Here is a 23,310-nt window from a genome sequence, read left to right as displayed (position 1 = left end):
GAGATGGAGGGTGTCGTTGGCTGCAGCCAGCCGCACCGTGCCGCCGACCGGCGGCGGCCGCCGGCCCGGGGCGGTGCCGACCACGGCGGCACCGTCGGCATCGACATGCAGCAGGGTTTCCGGCCCCAGCGGCTCGACCACCGACACCGCGCCTTCGATCACCAAGAAATCGGCCGGTGCCGGGCCCTCGGCCAGCGCCAGGTCGTCCGGCCGGACACCCAGCAGGACACGGCGGCCCGGCGCGACACCCGCGGCCGCCGCCGGCAGCGGCGCCGCCCCGCCCCCATCCAGCGCCACCGCGGTGCGCCCGTCGACCACCGCGACCTGCCCCGGCAGCAGGTTCATCGGCGGGCTGCCGATGAAGCGCGCGGTGAACACATTGGCCGGGCGGTGGTACAGCTCGGCCGGGCTGCCGACCTGCAGGATGTGGCCGTCGCGCATCACCACGATGCGGTCCGCCAGGGTCATCGCCTCGACCTGGTCATGGGTGACGAAGACGATGGTGCTGCCCAGGCGCTGGTGCAGCTTCTTGATCTCCAGCCGCATCTGGCCGCGCAGTTGGGCGTCGAGGTTGGACAGCGGCTCGTCGAACAGGAACACCGCGGGGTCGCGCACCATGGCGCGGCCGATGGCGACACGCTGGCGCTGGCCGCCCGACAGCTCGGACGGGCGGCGGTCGAGATAGGGGGTCAGGCCCAGCAGCGCCCCCGCCTCCTCCACCTTTTGGTCCTTCTCCGCCTTCGGCAGCCGGGCGCTGCGCAGGCCGAAGCCGATGTTCCGGCGCACCGTCATGTGCGGGTAGATGGCGTAGTTCTGGAACACCATGGCGATGTTCCGGTCCTTCGGCTCCAGCGTGTTGACGGCGCGGCCGCCGATGCGGATCTCGCCGCCGTCGATCTCCTCCAGCCCCGCGATCATGCGCAGCGTGGTCGACTTGCCGCAGCCGGACGGGCCGACCAGCACGACGAATTCGCCATCGGCGATGTCCAGGTCGAGGCCATGGATGACCGGGGTCTTGCCGTAGCTCTTGACGATGCGGCGCAGCGAGACGTCGGCCATGTCAGCCCTGACCCTTCAGCACGATGTCGAAACAGGAATCGAGCATGGCGGACGCCCCCTTCTCGCGATCGGCCGCGGTGGCGGCGTTGGCCGCGAACGTCTCCAGCACCGCGGCGTAGCCGGCGAAGGCCTTGTCCAGCGGCTCCGGCGCCGGGCCGCCGAAGCGGGCGCGAACGGCGACGAAATGCTCCGGCGAGACGATCTCGCGGAACTGGGTCTCGTCCACGGTGGACGGCTGCCCGCAGGTCGCGGCGAAGGCCTGCGCGAAGGGCGCGAAGCCGGCCTCGGCCAGGCTGGCGCCGGCGGCGACCACCGCCTTCGCCGTGGCCGCGGCGATCTCATGCGCCTGGCGGAAGGACAGGCCTTCGATCCGCACCAGGCTGTCCGCCAGCTCGGTCACGGTGATGCAGCTACGGTCGACGTTGCGGCGGACCTTGTCGCCGTCGATCGACACGGCGGCGACCAGGCCGGACAGCAGGTCCAGCACGCGGCCGGCGAGGTCGAAGGCGGCATAACCCTGGCCCTGGGTCTCGCCCTCGCTGTCGTTCATGTCGGTGAAGGGCGTGTTGTGCATCACCGTCAGCATCGACCGCGCCCGGGTCATGGCGTGCGATGCCAGGAGGCGGAGATGCTCGATCGGCACCGGGTTGCGCTTCTGCGGCATGATCGAGCTGATCTGCACGAAGGCGTTCGGCACGTAGAGCTGCCCGACCTCGAAGCTGGACCAGAACTGGAGGTCCTGCACCAGCCGGCCGAGATGCAGCATCATCAGCTCCAGCGCGGCATAGGTCGAGGTGACGTAGTCGACCGCGGCGATGCAGCTGTAGGAGTTCTGCAGCGGTGCCGAGAAGCCCAGCAGCTCCGCCATGCGGTGCCGGGCGATCGGGAAGCCGGTGGTGGTGATCGCGGCCGCCCCCATCGGGCAGAGGTCGACGATGGCGCGCGCCGCCTGCAGCCGTGCCAGGTCGCGCAGCAGCACCTCGATCGCCGCCGCCAGGTAGTGACCGAAGGTGGTCGGCTGCGCCGGCTGACCGTGGGTGTAGGCGACGATCAGCGTCGCCCGTTCCCGCCGGGCGGTGTCCAGCAGGCTTTGCGCCAGGCCGCGCGTCTTGGCCGCCAGCGTGTCGATCCGCCCCTTCAGCGCCAGCTTGAACAGGGTGTGGTCGATGTCGTTGCGCGACCGGCCGGTGTGCAGCCGGCCGGCGATGTCGGCGCCCAGCCGGCGCTTCAGCTCGGCCTCGATCAGGAAGAAGAAGTCCTCGACCTCGCCGGTATAGGTCAGCGCCTCGACATCGAGGTCGCGCTCGATGTCGACCAACGCCCCGCCGATGGCGGCGGCGGTGGCGGCGTCGAGCACGCCGGTCTCGGCCAGCATCACCAGATGGGCGCGGTCGACGCGCTGGAAATGGTCGCGATAGTGCCGCTTCGCCCCCTCGAACAGCGGCGCCAGCACCGTCTCGGCATAGACCGGCGCCGGGAAGCGGCTTTCGTCCTTGATCGCCATGATCACCCCTTCAGCCCGGCGAGAACCACGCCGCGGACGATGTAGCGCTGGAACACCAGGAACACGATCAGGGTCGGCAGCGTCGCGATGGCGGCGCCGGTCATGATCACTTCCCACTGGACGCCCTGCTCGAACGAGAAGCTCGTGAGGCCGACGGGAACGGTATAGTGCTCCTTGCTGGTGGTCACGATCAGCGGCCAGATGAAGGCGGTCCAGTTGCCCAGGAAGGTGAAGATCGCCAGCGCCGACAGGGCCGGCGTCACCAGCGGCATGGCGATCTGCCACCAGATCTGGAGCTCGTTCAGCCCGTCGATCCGCGCCGCCTCCAGGAAGTCGTCCGGCACCGTCTCGAAGAACTGCTTCATCAGGAAGGTGCCGAAGGCCGTCATCAGGCCGGGGAACATGATGCCCCAGTAGCTGTCCAGCCAGCCGAAGGTCTTCGCCATCACGTACCAGGGGATCACCAGCATCTCGGTCGGGATCATCAGGGTCGACAGGATGGCGATGAAAACCACGTAGCGGCCGCGGAAGCGGAACTTGGCCAGGGTGTAGCCGACCAGGCTGTCGAAGAAGACGTTCGATAGGGTGACGATGACGGCGATGCCGAGCGAATTGAGGAACCAGCGGAAGAAGCGCCCGTCCCCGAGGACATAGATGTAGTTCTCGAGCGTCGGCTCCTTGGGGATCAGCGACAGCTCGCCGACCTCATGCGGGAATTTGAACGAGGTGGCGAACATGTAGAGGATCGGCATCACCATGACGATCCCGCCCATCAGCAGCAGCGTCCAGGCCACCACCCGGCCGGGCCGGATCCGCCGCCCCATGATCAGGGTCGCGGTCGCCATCAGCGGCTCCTCAGGATGCGGAGCTGCACGATGGAGATGGCGAGCAGGACCAGGAACAGGATCACGGTCTGCGCCGCGGCATAGCCCATGTCGAAGGAGCGGAACGCGGTCTGGTAGATCATCAGCACCAGCGGCTTGGTCGAATTCAGCGGGCCGCCCGGATCGTTCAGGGTGATGTTGTAGACCTGGTCGAAGATGCGCAGGAACCCGATCGAGCTGAACACCACCAGGAACACGAAGGTCGGCTTGAGCAATGGCAGCGTGATCTCCCACAGGATGGTCCAGCGCGACACGCCGTCGACCCGCGCGGCCTCGTAGTAGCTGATCGGGATCGCCCGCAGCCCGGCCATGAAGATCACCACCTGGAAGCCGAGGCCGGCCCAGATCGCCGGCGCCAGCACCGCCGGCAGCGCCTGGACGGTGGAGCGCAGGAAGGGCTGCTGCGGCAGGCCGATGCTGGCCAGGGCGTTGTTGAACACGCCGATCGGCACCGGCTGGTAGAACCAGCGCCACACCCAGGCCATCGCCACCGCCGTGGTCAGGAACGGCAGGAAGTACAGCGCCCGGATGAAGCCGTGCATGACGCGGACCTTGTCGAGCTGGTAGGCCACGACGAAAGCGATCACCAGGCTGAGCGGCGTGCCGATCAGCAGGTACAGGAAGGTGTTGCCGAACACCTTCCAGAACAGCGGGTCCTGGACCAGCCGGATATAGTTCCGGAACCCGACGAAATTCGGGGTGCCGAGCAGGTTCCAGTCGGTGAAGGACAGCCAGAAGGCGTCCAGCGTTGGCCAGAACCGGATGACGGCGTAGAACAGCACCGGCACGGCCAGGAAGCTCCAGGCCCAGACCACCTGCTTGGCCCTCACCGACAGGCCCGCGACGGGGGATCTCATGCCGGCCCCCATGCCGTTTCCCGCATCGTCACGCTCCGCGTCCCGATCCGGTCACTTGGCCAGGTAATGGCGGTCGAGGATCTCCTGCTCGGCCTTGGCGGCCTCGGCCAGGGCGGCGTCGACCGGCTGGTTCTGCAGCACCACGCGATTGACCATGTCCATCGACACCTGCCGCTCCGCCGACTCATCCACGAACAGCGTGGTGTGGGCGTAGTCGAGGCCCTTGATGAAGGGGGCATAGACCGGGTTGGCGATGTTCTTGTCGCTGAGCGCGACCGACCGGCGGGCCGGCAGCTCGCCCACCGTCTCGAGCCAGATCTGCATGGCTTCGGGCGAGGTCAGGAAGGCCAGGAACTTCTTCGACGCCTCCAGCTTCTCGCCCTGGGCCTTGGTGGTGATCGCGTTCACCCAGTAGCTGGCGTAGTTCGAGCGCGTGCCGTCCGGCCCGGCCGGCAGCTCGGCGACGCCGTATTTCAGCCCACGCACGGCGTCGAAGGAGCCGAGGCGGAACGAGCCATCGATGGTCATGCCGGCGCGGCCGGCCTTGAAGGCGGCCTGACCCTCATCCATGAAGCCGAGCTGGCTGACGCCCCACTTGGTCTGGAAGTCGAGATAGTATTGCAGCGCCTTGGCGCCGGCCGCATCGGCGTAGTTCACCGTCTTGTAGTCGTTCAGATACGGCTCGCCGCCGAACTGGCGGACCAGCACCTCGCGCCACCACTGGTGGTCCTGGCCGTTCATGTCCATGGTGATGCCGACCTGGGTGAGGTTGCCGCCGTCGTCCTTCTTGGTCAGCTTCTGGGCGAACTGGACCAACTCGTCGAGATTGGCCGGGGCCTTCTCGGGGTCGAGCCCAGCGTCCTCGAACAGCCGCTTGTTCCAGAAGATGGCGAGCGAGCGGACCGCCGTCGGCAGGCCGTAATAGTCGTCGCCGCGCTTCATCGCCTTCACCATCGGGAAGAAATCGGCCTCGATGGCGTCATGCGGGAAGGTGTCGGTCGGCAGCGGCTGGATCAGCTTGGCCGCCACGAAATTGTCGAGCCAGCCGTAGAACAGCTGCACCACGTCCGGCCCTTCGCCGGCCGGGATCGCGGCCGCGACCTTGGTCTGGTAGTCGGCATAGGGGAAGTTGGTGTGCTTGACCGTGATGCCGGGATTGTCGGCCTCGAACTTCGCGATCAGCGTATCGATCGCCTTGACCCGGGAATCGTAGAAGTACTGCCAGTATTCGATCTCGACCGCCTGCGCCGCCGAAGCCGCGCCGCACAGGCCGAGCGCGAAGGCCGTCGCCAGCGCCATGCGCCGGATGCCGCCGAACCGTGCCATCTCCCCTCCTCCATCCCTGTCTTGTTCGGGGACCGAAGCCCCATTGGTCTCGTTCCCAGTCGAACACGGGCCGAAAGTCCGAGTCAATAACTCAACACAGTTGAATTATTGTAATGGCCGCAGCACCCTGTACCGGAGACTCCGGGGAGACGGGCCGCATGGCGATCGGCAACAATTCGGGCAAGACCCGATCCTACAACCGCCGGGTGGTGCTGGAGACCGTGCGGCTGCAGGGCACGGTCAGCCGCACCGAGATCGCGCGCCGCACCGCCCTGACCACGCAGGCCGTGTCGAACATCACGGCCGCGCTGCTGGCCGAAGGGCTGCTGCGCGATGCCGGCCGCCGGCGCAGCGGGCGGGGCCAGCCGCCGATCGAGTACGAGGTCAATCCGGATGGCGGCTTCACCATCGGCGTCGAGATCGCGCCGCGGTTCCAGCAATCCATCCTGGTCAATCTGGCCGGGCGCGTCCTGGCGAGCCGCACGTCTGCGCTCGACGACCCCACCCCCGCCGCCATCGGCCCGTGCCTGCGGCGCGAGATCGATGCGCTGCTGAGCTCGGCCGGCGTCGACCGCGCCGCTATCCTCGGCGCCGGGGTGGTCATGCCGGGCCCTTTCGGGATCGAGGGGCTGAGCTCGGTCGGCCCGACCGCCATGCCCGGCTGGCTGGCAATCGATGCCGCCGCCTTCCTCGGCGAGGCGATCGGGCTGCCGGTCCTGGTCGAGAACGACGCCACGGCGGCGGCGGTGGGCGAACGGCTGCACGGCGCCGCGCGCGAGCTGCGGGATTTCTGCCTGGTCCATTTCGGCACCGGCATCGGCCTCGGGCTGGTGCTGGGGGGGCAGCCATACACCGGCGCCTTCGGCAATGCCGGGGAGCTGGGCCATGTCACGGTCGAGCCGCGCGGCCGCCCCTGCCCTTGCGGCGGGCATGGCTGTCTCGAACGCTACGCCTCGCTGCATTCACTGGCCGAGCAGCTGGGCGGCGCGGCCGATGTCGACGCCCTGATCCGCGACGGGGACCCGCGGCTCRATGCCTGGATCGAGATCGCCGCCGAGAAGCTGCTGATCATCATCGGCATGCTCGAGAACCTGTTCGATCCCGAGGCCATCGTGTTCGGCGGACGCCTGCCGGATGCCGTGCTGGACCGGCTGATCACCAGGATCGGGCCGTTGCCGAACACCGTGTCGCATCGCTCCGGCCGGACGGTCCCGCGCCTGCTGCGGGGCACCACCGGCGGGCTGACGCCGGCGCTGGGCGCCGCGGCGCTGCCCGTGTTCGAAACCCTGACACCCGATTTCGGCGCCGTGCTTCGCGCCCGTGACACCGCCCGAGACTCTGGAGGATCGTCCCATGCCCGCCGATGAGGCCCTCATCCGCCGCCAGATGGCCGAGCCGAGCGTGCTGCAGCTCCATCGCGCCCTGTCGCGGCTGAAGAGCACCGTCACCCTGCTCGACACCGGCGCCCATCCGGACGACGAGAGCAGCGCCATGCTGGCCGCCCTGTCGCTGCGCGACGGCGTTCGCGTGGCGCTGCTGTGCTCGACCCGCGGCGAGGGCGGCCAGAACGCGACCGGGCCGGAGCGCGGCAGCGACCTGGCGGCGCTGCGCAGCCGGGAGATGGAGGAAGCGGCCCGCGTTCTCGATGCCGGCGTCACCTGGATCGGCCACGGGCCGGACGATCCGGTACATGATTTCGGCTTCTCCAAGAGCGGCATCGACACGCTGCGCCGCTGGGGCCATGAGCGGGTGGTGGAGCGGCTGGTTCGCGCCATCCGGACCGAGCGGCCCGACATCGTCATTCCGACCTTCCTCGACGTTCCGGGCCAGCACGGGCACCACCGCGCGATGACGCAGGCGAGCCGGGAGGCCGTCGAGCTGGCCGGCGATCCCGCCGCCTTCCCGGAGCACCTGGCCGCCGGCCTGTCGCCGTGGACCGTCGCGAAATTCTATCTGCCCGCCTGGTCGGGCAAGAGCGCGTCCTATGACGATGACCTGCCGCCGCCGAATGCGACCGTGGCGGTGCAGGCCGGCGATCGCGATCCGGTCACCGGCGCCACCTACGCCCAGATCGGCCAGTGGTCGCGGCTGGCGCACCGCACCCAGGGCATGGGGGTGTGGCGCGAGKCAGGCCCCTCCCCCTGGCCGCTGCATCGGGCCCATGCCGTGCCCGGAATGCCGGCGGCGGAGGCTTCCATCGTGGATGGGCTGCCCGCCACGGTCGCTGCCCTGGCCGACGCCGTCGACGACATCGCGTGCAAGACATGGCTGCGGACCGCCCAGGCCGCGATCGACCGGGCCATCGCTGCCTGGCCGGACAGCGATGCCGTCGCTGCGGCGGCGGCCCAGGCCCTGACCGCGACCCGCGCGGCCCTGGCATCCCGCCCCGAACACGCCGCGTCCGTCCTGGACCATCGGCTGCGTCGCAAGGAACGCGAGCTCGGACAGGTCCTGTTCGTGACGTCAGGGCTGGATGCTCGCGCCTTTGCCGAGCCTGTCGAGATCGAGCCCGGCGGGACTGTCGGCATCACGGCACTGCATGCCGCCGAGACAGGCGCCACGGAGATTGTGACGTCGCCGCAGCTCCCGAGCGGCTGGGCCTGGGAGACCGGCAGTGCAGCGGGCCAATTCCGGATCCGCGTTCCCGACGACGCCCCGATCACCCTGCCCTTCGCGCCGGGCTTCGATCCGCTGGGCGGCAATGGCCTGGTCTCGGTCGAGATCGCCTTCACCCTGGCCGGGGTCCGGGCGACGGCGATCATCGATCTCGACGAGCCGGTCCGGGTCCTGCCCGCCGCCGCCGTGTCCCCGGCATCCGATGCCATCGTCGTCAACCTGGCCCGGCCGTCGGCCCCACGATCCCTGGGCCTGACGCTGCAGAGCCTTCGCGGGACGGCAGCGGCGCAGCGGAGGGTCGGCGTCATGGCACCTAGGGGCTGGGAGACGTCGGCGGCCGTTTCGATCGCTGTGCCCGGGAATGCCGGAGTCGCATCGATCGAGGCGGTTCTGACCCCGCCCGTCACTGCCGGCCTTCACGAGGCCGTTATCACCGTCGACGGCCAGCCGGGCTGGAGCGTCCGGCGCATGAACCACCCCCATCATGGGGCAGTGGTTCGCGCGGCCCCGGCGATCCTGCGGCTGCGCACGCTCGAGGTCGGGCTGCCGGACGATGTTCGCGTCGGTGTGGTCGGCGGCGGCAGCGACCGCGCCGATGCCTGGCTGCGCCAAGTCGGCCTTGTCGTCGACCCGCTCGATGCCGCAACCCTGACGGGCGGCGACCTCGGCGCCTGGGACACCATCCTGGTCGGCGTCTTCGCGTTCCGCACCCGGCCGGACCTGGCCGCCGCGACCGCGCGCCTGCATCGCTGGGTCCGGGACGGCGGCCACCTCGTCACGTTGTATCATCGCCCGATCGACGCCTGGACTCCGCAGTCGACGCCGTTGGCGCCCTTGACCATCGGCCACCCCTCCTATCGCTGGCGGGTGACCGATCCGGGAGCCCCGGTCCGGGTGCTGCGACCGGATCACCCGCTGCTGACCGGTCCCAATCCGATCGGGGAGGCGGACTGGGCCGGCTGGGAGAAGGAGCGCGGGCTGTATTTCGCCAGCGGGTGGGACCCCGCTTACGAGGCGCTGCTCGCCATGGCCGATCCGGGCGAGGCACCGCTGGAAGGCGGACTGCTGTCGGGCCGCTTCGGGCGGGGGCGTCACACTCATGCCGCCCTGGCCCTGCATCACCAGCTGGATCGGCTGGTGCCCGGCGCCTTCCGGCTGATGGCCAACCTGATGCAGCGGGCGTGACCGTCGCAGCCAGGCGCTCGGTGAAGCTGCTGTCTGGCATGAGGCGGCGGCGGATGTGCCACCGGGCCGGCCACAGAACAGCCGGTCTAGCGATCAGTGCGAACCCAGGATGATGCTGCAGAGATCGCCCCGCCGGAAGGTCGGGTCCTTGAACGCGAGAATGTCGTCGTTGAAGGTGCCGAACGTGCTGTCGGGCCGATGCTTCATCCCCTGGTAGAACGCCTCGATCATCTCGTGCTTGAACCCGCGGCCGCGGGGATGGGCGGCCATCACAGCCTCGCGCTGCTCCTCCGCAAGCTCGTGATAGCCGCGGCCCACGACATCCATCGCCGCGCCTGCCTGCACCAGGGCGATCTCCGGATGCATGTGCTCCGGGATGCCCGGTGTGGTGTGTAGGGCGACGGCGGCCCAGACCCTCTCGATGTCGGGCTCGGAGATGCCGTGGCCTCGCAGAAAGTCGCGCGCGGCATTCGCGCCGTCCACTTCGAAGCGAAGCTGGCTGTCCCGATAGCGCGGCGTCAGGCCGATGTCGTGGAACATGGCCGCGACGTAGAGCAGCTCAGGATCGAACGCCAAGCCCTTCCGCGTCCCGACCAAGGCCCCCCAGAAATAGACCCGGGTGGAATGGTGGAACAGCAGGTCGCTCTCGGTGTCGCGGACAAGCTGCGTCGCCTCGCGCGCCAGTCTGCTGTCGGGAATCCCAATGCCGGCAATGGGGGTCGCTGTCGCCAATTCGTCCTCCGTTGCCGGAGCCTCCGATGCGCGACCGCGCGGCCCCGGCTGATGATCGTGGCGGAGAGATGCGCATCGCCCTCCGCCCGGAACAGCACCAAGACCGGCGTTTCCGGCTGCACCATCGGGTGACGGCTCTCTGCACCGGCCTCGCCGGCGCCCGGGCTCCGTCACGCAAAGCGCGCGATGACCTGGCGCAGCTGGTCGCACGACCTCTCGAGCTGCTTCTGCGGCGCCGTCGCGATGCCCAGCAGCAATCCGGATCGCGCGGAAGCCGGCGACGAGTACCAGAGCGACAGCGGGACCGGCGCCAGCCCGAAGGCCTGCGCCTCGCGGGCGATGGCCAGGTCCGGTGCGCCGTCCGGAAGCCGCATCAGCGCGGCCAGCCCGGCGACCGTGATGCTGTCGGTGTGCGGCTGCAGGCATGTCAGCAACGCGTCCCGCTGTGCGGAGTAGGCGCGCTTGGTGCGGCGGAGATGCCGCATGTAGTGCCCGTCCCGCATGAACGCCGCGGTCGCGAGCTGCAGCGACGGCCCGGGCGCCGGGGCCAGGCACGCGGCGGCTTCGGCAAACCGGGACGCCAGCGGCGCGGGCGCGACCAGAAAGCCCAGGCGCAGCGTCGGGCTGATGGTCTTGCTGAACGAGCCGATATGGATGACCCGCCCGGCGCGGTCGAGCGCGGCGAGCGCCGGCGTCGCCCGCCCCTTCAGCTGCAGCTCGCTCAGATAATCGTCCTCGATGATCCAGGCGCCTGCCTGGGCGGCCCAGTCGAGCAGGCGCAGGCGCCTGGCCAGCGACAGCGTCGACCCGAGCGGCGCCTGCTGGCCCGGGGTCACGACGGCCAGCGCCGCATCCGGGGCGTGCCGCAGTCCGTGGTCGACGTCGATGCCGTCGTCATCGACCGGGACCGGAACCAGCGCCAATCGCGCGAGCTCCAGGCCGCGCCGGGTGAAGAAGAAACCGGGCTCCTCCATCCAGGCCCTCCGCCCCTCGACGCCGAGCACCCGGAGCGCCAGGCCGAGGCCGCCGCCGAAGCCGCCGGTGATGATGACCTGTGTGGGCGAGCATTCGACCCCGCGCGCGATGGCAAGATAGGCGGCGATCTCCCGCCGCAGCTCCGACTCTCCCCGCGGATCGGGATACAGGGCCGGCGCGCCCGATTCCGCACGGACGGCCTGTGAGCGGATCCGGGCGAACAGCTTGGCGGGAAAGGTCGACCGGGCCGGCACGCCCATCTGGAAGATCGCCGGCCCGGCGGTCAGCTCCCGGTACATCTCCATGAACGACCCGGGGTCGGGCGGCGCTTCCTGGCGAACGGCCAGGGGCGGCCGATCCGCCACATGGGTCCCGGCGGCGCGGGAAGCGACGATCAGCTGGGCCGCGGTCAGCTTCTCGTAGGCCGACCGCACCGTGCCCCGGGCGACGCCGAGCTGCGCCGCGAGGTCGACCCAGGAGGGCAGGCGTGCCCCCGGCGCCAGCGCGCCGTTCTCGATCGCGGCGCCGATGCCGTTGCGGATCTGCTCGGCCAATGGCGCCTTGGCGGACCGGTCGAGGTCCAGCGGCAGAAGCTTGGTCATGCCCCTTGGTACACGAGTTTTATCGATTCCTGGTGCTTATCTTTGAACCATCGAAGGGTCAATTCAGCGGCGAAGGAGAACAGCCGCCATGATCGTCAGATCCCTCATCGCCGCCATTTTCGTCGCCATTGCAGCACCGGCCGCGGCCCATGGCCCGGGAGAGACCGTCAGCCCGAATTTCGAGCATGCGATCCCCAACATCCCGGGCAAGTCGCTGATCGCCGTCGTCGTCGACTATCCGCCGGGCGCGGCGTCGTCCCCGCACACCCATGCGAAATCGGCGTTCATCTACGGCTATGTCGTCTCGGGCGCGATCGAATCGCAGGTGAATGACGGGCCCAGGCAGGTCTACCGCGCGGGCGAGAGCTTCTATGAGCCGCCCGGGGCCAGCCACCTCGTCAGCCGGAATGCGAGTGCCACCGAGCCCGCGAAACTGCTGGCGGTGTTCGTCGTCGATACCGGCGACAAGGCCCTGACGAGCCCCCTCAACTAGCCCGTCTGTCCAGGAGTACGCTCACATGAGCATCGCCGCGCCATCAGRGAATCGTCCGATGACCTCCACCGCGTCCCCCGCCTCGCTGCCCCGCACCATCAAGGCCGCGCGAGTCCACCGCTTCGGCCCGCCGGAAGCGATCCTCCTCGAGGACATCGACCTGCCCGAGCCGGGCGAAGGCGAAGTGCTGATTCGCGTCGCCGCGGCCGGCGTCGGCCCCTGGGACGGCTGGATCCGGGCCGGCAAGAGCGTGTTGCCGCAACCTCTGCCGCTGACCCTCGGCTCGGACCTGTCCGGCACCGTCGCGGCGGTCGGCCCCGGCGTCACCGGCTTCGCCCCGGGCGACGAGGTGTTCGGCGTGACCAACGCCCGCTTCACCGACGCCTATGCCGAATACGCCGTCGCCGCGGCCGGCATGATCGCCCGCAAGCCCGCCCGGATCGGCCATGTCGACGCCGCCTCGCTGCCGGTGGTGGCGGTCACCGCCTGGCAGGCGCTGTTCGGGCAGGCCCGGATCGGCCGCGGCCAGACCGTGCTCGTCCTCGGCGGCGCCGGCAGTGTCGGCGCCTATGCGGTGCAGATCGCCCACCGCGCCGGGGCGCGGGTGATCGCCACCGCCAGCGCCGGCGACCTCGATTACGTCCGCAGCCTGGGGGCCGATGAGGCGGTGGACCGCAACGAGCGGCTCGAGGACCGGGTCACGGCGGTCGATGCCGTGGTCGACCTCGTCGGCGGCGAGGCGCAGGCCGGCTCCTTCGCTGTGCTCAAGCGCGGCGGTGTCCTGGTCTCGGCGGTGTCGCAGCCGGATCAGGAGGAGGCCGCGCACCGCGGCGTGACGGCGGGCTTCTTCCTGGTGCAGGTGAACACCGCGGATCTCGAGCGGATCGCCGCCATGGTCGACGCCGGGGAGTTGCTCACCCGGATCGGCACGGTCCTGCCGCTGGCCGAGGCGCGGGCCGCGCATGAGATGCTGGACGGCACCCGACCGCATCCGGGTGGTAAGATCGTGCTGCGCATCGGCTTATAGGCGGCGACCAGCGCGGCCGGGGTGCCGACGCGAAGGACTGCCGCGCTCCTGACGAGGCAGTTCGGCACGAAGCGACCCCGCTGCAATGCCAAATGCCGCCTGACCCTGTCAGGATGCCAAGTTCATCACGCTTGGGCTTGCGTGCCTATGCCGCCACGGTGCCCTTGCGGATGATGACATTGCCGTAGAAGAGCCGCTCGCCGGTGGCGATCACCAGCGAGGCCTGCTTCGCCCGATCGTAGAAGGCGAAGCGCTCCAGCAGCGTCAGCCGATGGTTGCCGGCCACCCGGCCGAGCGCCTCGCGGATCAAGGTGTGCGCCGGCATCACCTCGGCCGGGTTGCCGATCACCTCCATCCCCATCACCGGGTCGGGCTCGGACTCGTCGATCGGCAGCACGCTGAGCACGGCGCCGAGCATGCGCCGCAGGTCGGCCGCCTCCATCCGCACCAGGCGTCGGGCCATGGTCTCGGCCGGGAAGCTGCCATCGGCGATGACGACCTCGTCGCCATGCCCCATCGCCCGCAGGCCGTGCAAGATGTCGGGGCCGAGGATGGGGTCGATACCGATCAGCATGGCGCGGGTCCTTCGTATCGGTGATGGCGAGGCAGGATGGGAATCACGGGGTCGGCGCCGCCCGGGCGATCAGCCCCTCGGCGCGCAGCTCGGCCCACAGACCGGCCGGGATCGGGTGGCGGAAAAGCGCCTCATTCTCCTCCAGCTCCGCCGGCGTGCGGGCGCCGGTCAGGATCGAGGCGACGGCCGGATGCGCCGTCGGGAACTGGATCGCCGCGGCCTTCAGCGGCACGCCGTGGCGCCGGCACACCACGTCCAGCGCCTGGGCCCGGGCGATCAGCGCCGGGTCCGCGTCCTGGTAATTGAACTTGGCGCCGGCATTCGGGTTGGCCAGGATGCCGCTGTTGTAGACGCCGCCGATGATCACGCCGACGCCGCGTGCCTCGCACAGCGGCATGAAGTCGTCGAGCGAGTTCTGCTCCAGCAGCGTGTAGCGGCCGGCCAGCAGGAAGCAGTCGAACACGCCGTCGCGGGCGAAGCGGGCCAGCATCTCGGCCTGGTTCATGCCGGCGCCGACCGCGCCGATCACCCCGTCGGCGCGCAGCCGGTCGAGGGCGCGATAGGCGCCGGAGACGGCGGCGTCGTAATGGTCGTCCGGGTCGTGGATGTGCAGCACATCGACCCGGTCCAGCCCCAGCCGCTCCAGGCTCTCCTCCAGCGACCGCATCACCCCGTCATAGGAGAAGTCGAAGACCGGCCGCTCCGGCGGGGTGCCCTTGTAGAACGCATCCTCCTGCGCCTCGGGCTGCGGCGGCACGCGCAGCAGGCGGCCGACCTTGGTCGCCAGCACGTAGCTGTCGCGCGGCTTGCCGCCCAGGAACCGGCCCAGCCGCCGCTCCGACAGGCCGTTGCCGTATTGCGGCGCGGTGTCGAAGAAGCGCAGGCCCAGGTCCCAGGCCCGGGCGATCGTGGTTTCGGCCTGCCCCTCCTCCACCGGCGCGTAGAGCCCGCCGAGCGGCGCGGTGCCGAGGCCGAGCCGCGTGACCTTGAGGCGCGTCGGGCCGAGCCCGGCCATGTCCGTCGCTGAAACCATTGTGCATCCCTGTTCGGTCGTCTGACGCCGGCCCTTCGCGGGGGCTTGGCAGCTGTGGCAGAGGATGTGTCGCCGATTTCCAAAGATCAATATAAAATTCGTATACGAAATTTCTATTGCCAATGAGAGATTCGTTGCGCATCCTGCAGGCCAATCCGGACAACACGGGACCGGCCGAAGGGCCGCGCAGACGGGGACGGCGCATGACCGCGAGCCAGCAGGACTACTCGGCCGGGGCGGCCTTTGTCGGCGGCGCCTATGTGCCGATCGCCGAGGCCAAGATCTCGGTGCTGGACTGGGGCTTCACCCGGTCCGACGTCACCTATGACGTGGTGCATGTGCGCGACGGCGGCTTCTTCCGTCTGGGCGACCATCTCGACCGGTTCGAGCGGTCGCTGGCCGGGATGCGGCTGGCGCCGCCGCACGACCGGGCGGAGATCGCAGCGATCCTGGCCCGCTGCGTCGCCCTGACCGGGCTGCGCGACGCCTATGTGGCGATGATCTGCACCCGCGGCCGTCCGCGCATCTTCGGGTCGCGCCGGCCGGCCGATTGCGACAACGCCTTCGTCGCCTATGCCATCCCCTGGATCGATGTGATCCCGCACGCGGTGCAGGAGCGCGGGGCGCATCTGCATGTCGCCTCCACCCCGCGCGTCGCCAGCGCCTCGGTCGACCCGACGATCAAGAACTACCAGTGGGGCGACCTGACCCGCGGCCTGCTGGAGGCGCATGACCGCGGCGCCGACACCGCCGTGCTGCTGGATGCGGAGGGCTTCGTCACCGAGGGGCCGGGCTTCAACGTCTTCGTGGTCCGCGACGGCCAGGTGCTGACGCCGGACCGCGGGTCGCTGGAGGGCATCACCCGCCGGTCGGTGATCGAGCTGTGCGAAGAGATCGGCGTGCCGGCCCGGATCGCGCCGCTACGGCACGAGGATCTGCTGCAGGCCGACGAGATGTTCTGCACCACCACCGCCGGCGGCGTCATGCCGGTGTCGCGCGTCGACGGCCATGTCATGGGCAACGACCGGCCGGGCCCGGTCAGCGCCCGGCTGAAGGCGCTGTATTGGGACAAGCACGCAGCCGGCTGGCACCGCACGCCGGTCGACTATGCCGACCCGGACCGCCCCCTGGGCGGACCCGTGGTCTGAACCGACAAGAACATAGAGATAACAGGAGGCTGAGATGGTGAGACGGCGTGAGTTCGTCATGGGCGCCTGCATCCTGGCGGCGCTGAGTTCGGCCCTGCCCGCCGCGGCGGCAGAGAAGGAACTGCGGGTGCTGACCTGGGAGGGCTATGCCGACGAGCCCTGGGTCAAGGCGTTCGAGGAGAGGACCGGCGCCAAGGCCAAGATCAGCTACACCGGCAGTGTCGACGAGATCTTCGCCAAGATGACCGCCAGCAAGGGCGAGGATTACGACGTCATCGCCATCGAGACCTCGTCCTACAAGCGGCTGGTGCAGGAGAAGCTGGTCCAGCCGGTGGACCTGTCGAAGATCCCGAACGCCGCCAACCTGCTGCCGGCGTTCCGCGACGTCTCGGCCATCGTGTTCGACGGCAAGACCTATGCCGTGCCCTTTGCCTGGGGGTCGATCCCGCTGATCTACGACAAGAAGGCCTTCCCCACCCCGCCGGACAGCTGGTCGGTGCTGTGGGACGACAAATATGCTGGCCGGGTGCTGGCGATGGACGACGCCAACAACGCCATCGTCACCACCGCGCTGGCGCTGGGCATAAAAGACCCGTTCAACCTGACCGACGACCAGTTCGCCGCGATCAAGGCCAAGCTGATCGACCAGAAGCGCACCGTGCTGTCCTACTATGCCGGCTTCGACGACGGCGTCAGCATCTTCGCCCAGGGCGGCATCGACCTGATGATGTCGATGGGCGAGCCGCAGGTGCCGCAGCTGCAGAAGAAGGGCATCGACGCGGCGCTGACCATCCCGAAGGAAGGGGCGATCGGCTGGATCGACTGCTGGGCGATCAGCGCCGGCGCGCGCGACACCGCTTTGGCCCAGGCCTGGATCGATACCATGCTGGATAAGAAGGTCGGCACCTACATCAGCGAGAAGACCGGCTACGGCAACACCACCGACGCCGGCGCCAACCAGGCGATCGGCCTGACCTATGCCGACAGGCTGGTGTTCCTGCAGGCGCCGGAGAGCTTCTCCAGGCGCATCGACCTGTGGAACGAGATCAAGGCCACACCCGCCAACTGAGCGCCAGGCCGAGGGCCGTCATGACATTCCGAAGCCTCATTCGCCTTGCCGGCATCGGCAAATCCTACGGCGCGGTCACCGTGCTGCAGCCCTTCGACCTGGAGATCGGCGACGGCGAGTTCCTGACCATCCTCGGCCCCTCCGGCTCCGGCAAGACCACGATCCTGCGGATGCTCGGCGGCTTCACCGCCCCGAGCACCGGCCGGATTCTGCTGGACGGGACCGACATCACCGACACGCCGATCTTCCGGCGGCCGTTCAACACGGTGTTCCAGGACTACGCGCTGTTCCCGCACATGACCGTGGCCCGCAATGTCGGCTATGGCCTGCGGATGCGGCGCCGGCCCCGGACCGAGGTCGAGAAGCGGGTGGCCGAGGCGCTGGCCGTGGTCGGCTTGGCCGACAAGGCCGGCCGCCATCCCGGCGAGTTGAGCGGCGGCCAGCGCCAGCGCGTGGCCCTGGCCCGCGCCATCATCTGCGAGCCCCGCGTGGTGCTGCTGGACGAGCCGCTGGCGGCGCTGGATGCCGGGCTGCGCCGGTCGATGCAGGAGTTCCTGAAGGACCTGCAGCGCCGCATCCGCACCACCTTCGTCTTCATCACCCACGACCAGGAAGAGGCGATCGCCATGTCCGACCGGATCGTGGTGATGGACCATGGCCGGGTCGAGCAGGTCGGCACGCCGAAGGAGATCTACTACCGGCCGCGCAGCGAGTTCGTCGCCCGGTTCTTCGGCGAGAACAATCTGCTGCCGGCCAGCGCCGCCGGGGCCGCGGCGGTCGACAGCCCGCTGGGCCGGCACGCCGTCACGCCGGCCGGAAGCCCGTCCGCCATCGCCATCCGGCCGGAGAGCCTCAGCCTGCGGCCGGGCGCGGAGCGGCGGTCGGCCGAGGGCGCGGTGGAAAGCCTGACCTTCCTCGGCGCCACCACCCAGATCGTGGTGCGGCTGGGCGGCACCGGCTCCACCATCAAGATCCGCCTGCCGACGCCGGAGTTCGACGGCCGCGCCGATGTCGGCGACCCGATCTCGGTGTTCTGGTCCGACGCCGATGTCAGCGTGCTGGGGGCGTGAGGATGGCCATGGCCGACACCTTGCCCGTGGACCCGGCCCAGCGCCTCGGCGCCGGGTCGCCCGCCGCCCGCGCCTTGGGCCGCTGGCTGCCGCGGCTCGCCGTCTACGGCCTGCCGACGGCGCTGATCCTGGCGCCGCTGGCCGCCTTCCTGCTGACCGGCTTCTGGTCGATGGCGGACGGCCGGGTGGTACATGACTTCACCCTGGCCAACTACGCCGCCTTCCTGGCCCAGCCCAGCTACATCCGGGTGTTCCTCGGCACGCTGCAGCTGGCCGGCATCGTTGCCGCGATCGGCCTCGTCTTCGGCTACATCATCGCCTATCTGATCTGGCGGCTGGAGGGGCGGATCCGCTACTTCATGCTGCTGTTCAGCGTGATCCCGCTGGCGATGAACTACATCGTCAAGATCTACGCCATGCGCGGCATCCTGGGCTATAACGGCTTCCTGAACTGGGCCCTGGTCTCGACCGGCATCATCGACGCGCCGAGCAAGCTGTTCATCTTCAACCAGACCGCCGTGATGATCACCATGGCGGTGATCTACCTGCCCTACGCCATCCTGCCGATCTTCCTGTCGCTGGAGCGGATCCCGCCGTCGCTGGCCGCCGCCTCGGCCGATCTCGGCGCCCGGCCGGGCCAGACCTTCCGCACCGTGGTGCTGCCGCTGAGCCTCCCCGGGTCGATCGTCGGCGGGCTGTTCGTGATGGTGCTGGCGCTGGGCGACTTCCTGACGCCGCAGATGGTCGGCGGCAACCAGGGCTTCACCTTCGGCCGCGCGATCTGGAGCCAGTTCGGCATGGCTTTCAACTGGCCCTTCGGCGCCGCCCTGGCCGTGGTGCTGCTGCTGGCCGTGGCCGCGGTGATCGGCTTGGCCGCGCTCGTCTCCCGCCATGCGAGGGTGAAATGACCGCGCCGGAACGCATCGTCATCACCGCCCTGTGGCTGGTCGCCGCCCTGGTCTTCGCCGCGCTGTACGGCCCGGCCCTGGCGGTGGTGACCACCAGCTTCTTCGACCTCAAGGGCCAGTCGATCGACTGGTCCAGCTTCAGCCTGCACTGGTATGCCGGCCTGACCGACAATCCGGAGATGCTGGCGGCCCTGGGCCACACCCTGGTGGTGGCCGCGGCCGCCGTGCTGCTGGCGCTGGTCCTGGCGCTGGGCCTGGCCTGGTACATGAAGACCGGGACCCGGCGCGGCCGGCCCTTCGTCGAATTCGTGATCTTCCTGCCCTTCGTGCTGCCCGGCATCATCACCGGCATCTCGCTGCTGGTGGCGTTCCGCGAGCTGGGCATCGAGCGCAGCCTGGTCACCGTCACCATCGGGCACACGGTGCTGGTGCTGGCGATCCTCTACCGCATGGTCTCGGTCCGGCTCGACAGCCTGGAGACCAGCCAGATCGAGGCCTCGCTGGACCTCGGCGCCACTGGGCTGCAGACCTTCCTGTTCGTGGTGCTGCCGCAGCTGCGCTCGGCCATCGTCACCGGCGCCTTGCTGGCCTTCACCCTGTCCTTCGACGAAACCCTGGTGACCTTCTTCCTGGTCGGCGGCGACGCCACATTGCCGATCCGGCTGTGGGCGATGATGCGCGTCGGCTTCACGCCGGAGGTGAACGCGCTGGTCGCCCTGGTGCTGCTGGCGACGATGACGCTTGCGGTGCTGGGCGCGTTGTCGTTGAAGGACAGCATGGCGGCGCGCCGATGAGCCGCCCGGATGCCTGGAGGGCCGCTGCGCCGGATGACCGAGCTCAATCCATGACCGACGACCTGCCGCCGCTGGGCCGGGTGCTGCGCGAGCGCCGCGCCCATCACGGCTGGACCCTGGCCGATGTCGCCACGATGACCGGCATCTCCGCCTCGACCCTGTCGAAGATCGAGAACGGCCTCTTGTCCCCGACCTATGACAAGATCCTGCAACTGGCCCRCGGCCTGGGGGTGGAGATCGCCGACCTGTTCGCGCCCGGCGAGGCCAGCAAGCCGGCCGTGGTGGTGGCCCGCCGCAGCGTCAGCCGCCAGCATGAGGGCCAGCGGCTGGACACCGAGTTCTACAGCTACACCTATCTGTGTTCCGACGTGGCCCACAAGCGGATCATCCCGATCCGGATCGAGGTGCGCGCCACCGAGCCGGAGCAGATGGGGGGCCTGAGCTCCCATGTCGGCGAGGAGTTCGTCGAGGTGCTGCAGGGCCGGATGCGGCTCTACAGCGACTATTACGAGCCGATCGAGCTGGAGCCGGGCGACAGCGTCTATCTCGACAGCACCATGAAGCACGGCTACCTGGCGGTCGGCGACGCGCCTTGCGTGATCATGGTGATGTGCTCCAGCGCCACGCCGAACCTGGCGCAGACCCTGCGCGAGATCATCAAGCAGCGGATGCTCGATGAGCAGGCGCGCCCTGCCCCGAAGGCCTGACCGCCCTTCCCCTCTCCCCACCGACGACGCCCAGGAGCTTCCATGTTCGACCTGACCGGTAAGGTCGCCATCGTCACTGGCGGCAATGGCGGCATCGGCCTGGGCATCGCCCGCGGCCTGGCCCGGGCCGGCGCCGCGCTGCTGCTGGTCGGCCGCGACGCCGCCAAGACCGAACGCGCAGTGGCCGAGATCGAGGCACTGGGCGGCCGGGCCTCCGGCGCCGCCGCCGACGTGACTGTGGAGGCGGAGTGCCGGGCCTTCGCCGAGGCGGCGCTGCAGCGCCACGGCCGGATCGACATCCTGGTCAACAACGCCGGCACCAACTGGCGCAAGGCGCCCGAGGCCTATTCGCTGGAGGAGTGGCGGGCCCTGATCGATGCCAACCTGACCAGCGCCTTCCTGGCCACCATGGCGGTGTTCCCGGCGATGCGGCGGCAGGGCGCCGGCAAGATCGTCAACATCGGGTCGATGACCTCGATCTTCGGCGCCTCCTTCGCCGCGCCCTACAGCGCCAGCAAGGGGGGCGTGGTGCAGTTCACCAAGGCCTGCGCCACCGCCTGGGCGCAGCACGGCATCCAGGTCAACGCCATCCTGCCCGGCTGGATCGACACCGAGCTGACGCAGCAGGGCAAGGTCGAGGTGCCCGACCTGCACGAGCGGGTGGTGACGCGCACCCCGGCCGGGCGCTGGGGCGTTCCGGACGACATGGCGGGCACCGCGGTGTTCCTGTCCAGCCGCGCCTCGGATTTCGTCACCGGCGCCGCCATTCCGGTGGACGGCGGCTACTCGGCGCAGGCTTAGCCACTCAGGCACCGGCATCTACGAATGGGACGCTAGTCTGATACAAGGGCAAACCTGCCGCGCCGCTTCGCAGAATCCCAGCCGATCGGTCCGACCACGTTGATCTGCCGGCGGCTGAAGTGCGCCAGAATCGGACTCGTCTTGGAAGCGGACGTTTCCGGGTCGCCCTTCACCAGGCTGATCTGGAAGTCGCTACACCCCTCGCCGCGGACCAGCCGCGACAAAGCGGGCGTCCCGCTCCTCGTCTCCGAGCGACACCAGGCGGCCGGCGGCGGCATTCCCGCGCCGGATGGCATCCTCCAGCAGCAGGCCGCTGGCCAGGGCGGCGGCGAGCACGCCGATGAAGCAGTCGCCGGCGCCATGGGTCGACCGCACCATGGCCGGAACGGCCGCAACCCGGCCGCTTCCGTCCGGCGCGGCATAGGCGACGCCGGCGCCTCCGGCAGTAACGACCACGGTGCCGACCGTGCTGCGCAGGCGGCCGGCGGCAATGCTGGCGGTCTCAAGATCCAAGACCGCCACCCCGCTCAGCATCTCGGCCTCGATCGCGTTCACGACCAGAATGTCGATCATGGCGGCCAGTTCCGTTTCCAGCGACAGCACCGGTGCGGCGTTGAGCAGGACGTGCAGACCGCGCCGGTGGGCCAGGCGCGCGGCATCGAGGTTTACCGCGGCGGGCACCTCGTTCTGCAGCACCAGCCAGTCCCCCGGCTGCCAGTCCGACGCCGCCTCGTCAGTCAAACGGATGGCGCGATTCACCCCGGAGACGACAACCGCGCCGTAATCGCCGGCGGCATCGAGAACGGCGACGCTCATGCCCGAGGCCGCTCCCGGCACCACCGCGACGGCACCGGCCTCGACCCCCGCCCTGTGCAGATGGGCGAGCAGCGCCGCGCCGAAAGCGTCGTCGCCGACCGCACCGACCATGACGGCCCTGACGCCGGCCAGCGCCGCCTCGACCGCCTGATTTCCGCCCTTGCCCCCGCATTTCGGCCACCACGCGTCGCCGAGCACAGTCTCGCCCCGGCGCGGCCGGTCGGGGGCGCTGACCATGATGTCGTAATGCAGGCTGCCGACGACGATGACCTTGGGCTCGGGCACGAATCCTCCTCAGCGGCGCTTGTCTTTCACCGACGCCATGGTCGCGGCGAGGTTTCTCTCGGCCGTGTCGTAATCGCGCTGCGCCAGCGCCACGAACACGGCATCGAGAATGTTCAGCTGCGCGATGCGCGCCGCGGCGTTCTCACCCAGCAGCGGCGATCCGCGCGCCGTGGACAGGAGGACGGCATCGGCGAGATCGACCAGCGGGGACGCGGGATAGTTGGTGACGGCGATCACCCGAGCGCCGCGGCGGCGAGCTTGCTGCACCGCCTCGAGCACGACAGCCGAGCGGCCGGAATGCGAGAAGGCGACGACCACGTCGTCGGGCCCGAGGACCGAGGCCGACATCAGCATCATGTGGGCGTCGTCGAAGACATTGGCCCTGATGCCGATGCGCAGGAACTTGTGCGCGACGTCGCGGGCGATCTGGGCCGAGCCGCCGACGCCGTAGAAGTCGCGGATCCGCGCCCGGTGCAGGAACTCGACGGCACGGACGAAGGCGTCGCGGTCCAGGATCGCCAGCGTCTCCTCCAGCGCCTGGATTGCCGTGCGGAACACCTTGTCGATGATCTCGGAGGGGCTGTCGTCGACTGACACCTCCTGGTGCATCTCCGTCGTCGGCAGGCGGTTGTAATCGACCAGGCCGACCCGCAGCTCGCGGAAGCCGGCGAAGCCGAGCTTCTTGCAGATCTTGACGATCATCGCGTCGGAGACGCCGGTGGCCTCGGCGACCTGCTTCAGCGTCGTGCCGAGGTCGAGCGACTTCCAGTCGAGCAGCGCTCGCGTGACCTTGGCCTCGAGCGGCGTCAGCGTCGGCAGGATCATCCGGATCATCGGGCCTACGG

Annotated in this window: 22 protein-coding genes; 11 read left to right on the top strand and 11 right to left on the bottom strand. The window is 69.6% G+C overall.

Annotated elements, in window-relative coordinates; all coding sequences use genetic code 11:
- The 5 genes from AB4Z01_RS19795 to AB4Z01_RS19775 form a co-directional block, all read right to left on the bottom strand.
- Positions 1-1,059, bottom strand: a 1,059-nt coding sequence (locus AB4Z01_RS19795) for an ABC transporter ATP-binding protein (RefSeq protein WP_441696450.1), incomplete at its 3' end; no start/stop codon positions are given.
- Between the two features lies 1 nt (position 1,060).
- On the bottom strand, positions 1,061-2,563 hold the full coding sequence (argH, locus tag AB4Z01_RS19790; RefSeq protein ID WP_441696447.1) for an argininosuccinate lyase: 1,503 nt from the start codon (positions 2,561-2,563) through the stop codon (positions 1,061-1,063).
- Between the two features lie 2 nt (positions 2,564-2,565).
- On the bottom strand, positions 2,566-3,408 hold the full coding sequence (locus tag AB4Z01_RS19785) for a carbohydrate ABC transporter permease (protein WP_441696444.1): 843 nt from the start codon (positions 3,406-3,408) through the stop codon (positions 2,566-2,568).
- Positions 3,408-4,304, bottom strand: coding sequence for a carbohydrate ABC transporter permease (locus AB4Z01_RS19780; protein ID WP_441696441.1), 897 nt, complete (start codon positions 4,302-4,304; stop codon positions 3,408-3,410). The genes AB4Z01_RS19785 and AB4Z01_RS19780 overlap by 1 nt, the downstream gene beginning before the upstream one ends.
- Positions 4,305-4,355: 51 nt before the next feature.
- Positions 4,356-5,630, bottom strand: a complete 1,275-nt coding sequence (locus AB4Z01_RS19775) for an extracellular solute-binding protein (RefSeq protein ID WP_441696438.1) — start codon at positions 5,628-5,630, stop codon at positions 4,356-4,358.
- A gap of 158 nt (positions 5,631-5,788) precedes the next feature.
- Here AB4Z01_RS19775 and AB4Z01_RS19770 point away from each other — a divergent pair, with 158 nt between their 5' ends.
- Positions 5,789-6,997 carry an ROK family protein gene (locus AB4Z01_RS19770; protein WP_441696436.1) on the top strand — a complete coding sequence of 403 codons (1,209 nt, stop codon included), beginning with the start codon at positions 5,789-5,791 and terminating at the stop codon, positions 6,995-6,997.
- On the top strand, positions 6,984-9,431 hold the full coding sequence (locus tag AB4Z01_RS19765; RefSeq protein ID WP_441696433.1) for a PIG-L family deacetylase: 2,448 nt from the start codon (positions 6,984-6,986) through the stop codon (positions 9,429-9,431). Before AB4Z01_RS19770 ends, AB4Z01_RS19765 begins: the two co-directional genes overlap by 14 nt.
- Positions 9,432-9,524: 93 nt before the next feature.
- On the opposite strand, the gene AB4Z01_RS19760 is transcribed toward AB4Z01_RS19765, so the two are convergent.
- Together AB4Z01_RS19760 and pdxR are read right to left on the bottom strand one after the other, a co-directional pair.
- Positions 9,525-10,163, bottom strand: a complete 639-nt coding sequence (locus tag AB4Z01_RS19760; RefSeq protein WP_441696430.1) for an HD domain-containing protein — start codon at positions 10,161-10,163, stop codon at positions 9,525-9,527.
- Between the two features lie 170 nt (positions 10,164-10,333).
- Entirely contained in the window at positions 10,334-11,740 is a 1,407-nt protein-coding gene (gene pdxR, locus AB4Z01_RS19755; protein WP_441696428.1) for a MocR-like pyridoxine biosynthesis transcription factor PdxR, read from the bottom strand.
- Between the two features lie 88 nt (positions 11,741-11,828).
- On the opposite strand from pdxR, the gene AB4Z01_RS19750 reads away from it, so the two are divergent.
- Together AB4Z01_RS19750 and AB4Z01_RS19745 are read left to right on the top strand one after the other, a co-directional pair.
- Entirely contained in the window at positions 11,829-12,233 is a 405-nt protein-coding gene (locus AB4Z01_RS19750; RefSeq protein WP_441696425.1) for a cupin domain-containing protein, read from the top strand.
- 58 nt (positions 12,234-12,291) lie between these two features.
- Positions 12,292-13,260, top strand: a complete 969-nt coding sequence (locus AB4Z01_RS19745; RefSeq protein WP_441696423.1) for an NADP-dependent oxidoreductase — start codon at positions 12,292-12,294, stop codon at positions 13,258-13,260.
- A 145-nt stretch (positions 13,261-13,405) separates the two neighbouring features.
- Here AB4Z01_RS19745 and AB4Z01_RS19740 read toward each other — a convergent pair whose 3' ends face one another.
- Positions 13,406-13,834, bottom strand: a complete 429-nt coding sequence (locus AB4Z01_RS19740) for an RbsD/FucU family protein (RefSeq protein WP_441696421.1) — start codon at positions 13,832-13,834, stop codon at positions 13,406-13,408.
- 43 nt (positions 13,835-13,877) lie between these two features.
- On the bottom strand, positions 13,878-14,867 hold the full coding sequence (locus AB4Z01_RS19735; RefSeq protein WP_441696419.1) for an aldo/keto reductase: 990 nt from the start codon (positions 14,865-14,867) through the stop codon (positions 13,878-13,880).
- A gap of 203 nt (positions 14,868-15,070) precedes the next feature.
- Between AB4Z01_RS19735 and AB4Z01_RS19730 the strand changes: the two genes are divergently transcribed.
- The 7 genes from AB4Z01_RS19730 to AB4Z01_RS19700 are packed head-to-tail and all read left to right on the top strand — an operon-like array spanning position 15,071 to position 21,364.
- Positions 15,071-16,015 (top strand): aminotransferase class IV, encoded by a 945-nt coding sequence (locus AB4Z01_RS19730; protein WP_441696416.1) that lies wholly within the window; start codon positions 15,071-15,073, stop codon positions 16,013-16,015.
- A gap of 34 nt (positions 16,016-16,049) precedes the next feature.
- Positions 16,050-17,084 carry an ABC transporter substrate-binding protein gene (locus AB4Z01_RS19725; RefSeq protein ID WP_441696413.1) on the top strand — a complete coding sequence of 345 codons (1,035 nt, stop codon included), beginning with the start codon at positions 16,050-16,052 and terminating at the stop codon, positions 17,082-17,084.
- Positions 17,085-17,104: 20 nt separating this feature from the next.
- Positions 17,105-18,154, top strand: a complete 1,050-nt coding sequence (locus AB4Z01_RS19720; RefSeq protein WP_441696410.1) for an ABC transporter ATP-binding protein — start codon at positions 17,105-17,107, stop codon at positions 18,152-18,154.
- A gap of 8 nt (positions 18,155-18,162) precedes the next feature.
- Positions 18,163-19,062: an ABC transporter permease gene (locus tag AB4Z01_RS19715; RefSeq protein WP_441696407.1), complete on the top strand. Its 900-nt coding sequence runs from the start codon at positions 18,163-18,165 to the stop codon at positions 19,060-19,062.
- Positions 19,059-19,856, top strand: a complete 798-nt coding sequence (locus tag AB4Z01_RS19710; RefSeq protein ID WP_441696405.1) for an ABC transporter permease — start codon at positions 19,059-19,061, stop codon at positions 19,854-19,856. Before AB4Z01_RS19715 ends, AB4Z01_RS19710 begins: the two co-directional genes overlap by 4 nt.
- Before the next feature lie 50 nt (positions 19,857-19,906).
- On the top strand, positions 19,907-20,563 hold the full coding sequence (locus AB4Z01_RS19705; protein WP_441696402.1) for a helix-turn-helix domain-containing protein: 657 nt from the start codon (positions 19,907-19,909) through the stop codon (positions 20,561-20,563).
- A gap of 42 nt (positions 20,564-20,605) precedes the next feature.
- Entirely contained in the window at positions 20,606-21,364 is a 759-nt protein-coding gene (locus AB4Z01_RS19700) for a glucose 1-dehydrogenase (RefSeq protein ID WP_441696399.1), read from the top strand.
- 192 nt (positions 21,365-21,556) lie between these two features.
- On the opposite strand, the gene AB4Z01_RS19695 is transcribed toward AB4Z01_RS19700, so the two are convergent.
- The gene (locus tag AB4Z01_RS19695; protein ID WP_441696397.1) at positions 21,557-22,465 is read right to left on the bottom strand and encodes a PfkB family carbohydrate kinase; all 909 of its coding nucleotides are present in this window, start codon (positions 22,463-22,465) and stop codon (positions 21,557-21,559) included.
- Between the two features lie 9 nt (positions 22,466-22,474).
- Entirely contained in the window at positions 22,475-23,299 is an 825-nt protein-coding gene (locus AB4Z01_RS19690) for a MurR/RpiR family transcriptional regulator (protein WP_441696394.1), read from the bottom strand.
- Positions 23,300-23,310 lie beyond the last annotated feature (11 nt).

The sequence above is a fragment of the Inquilinus sp. YAF38 genome, assembly GCF_052113205.1.
GTDB lineage: Bacteria > Pseudomonadota > Alphaproteobacteria > DSM-16000 > Inquilinaceae > Inquilinus.
The sequence above is the reverse complement of the archived record's forward strand: the minus strand, read 5'-3'. Positions and strand labels throughout refer to the sequence as shown.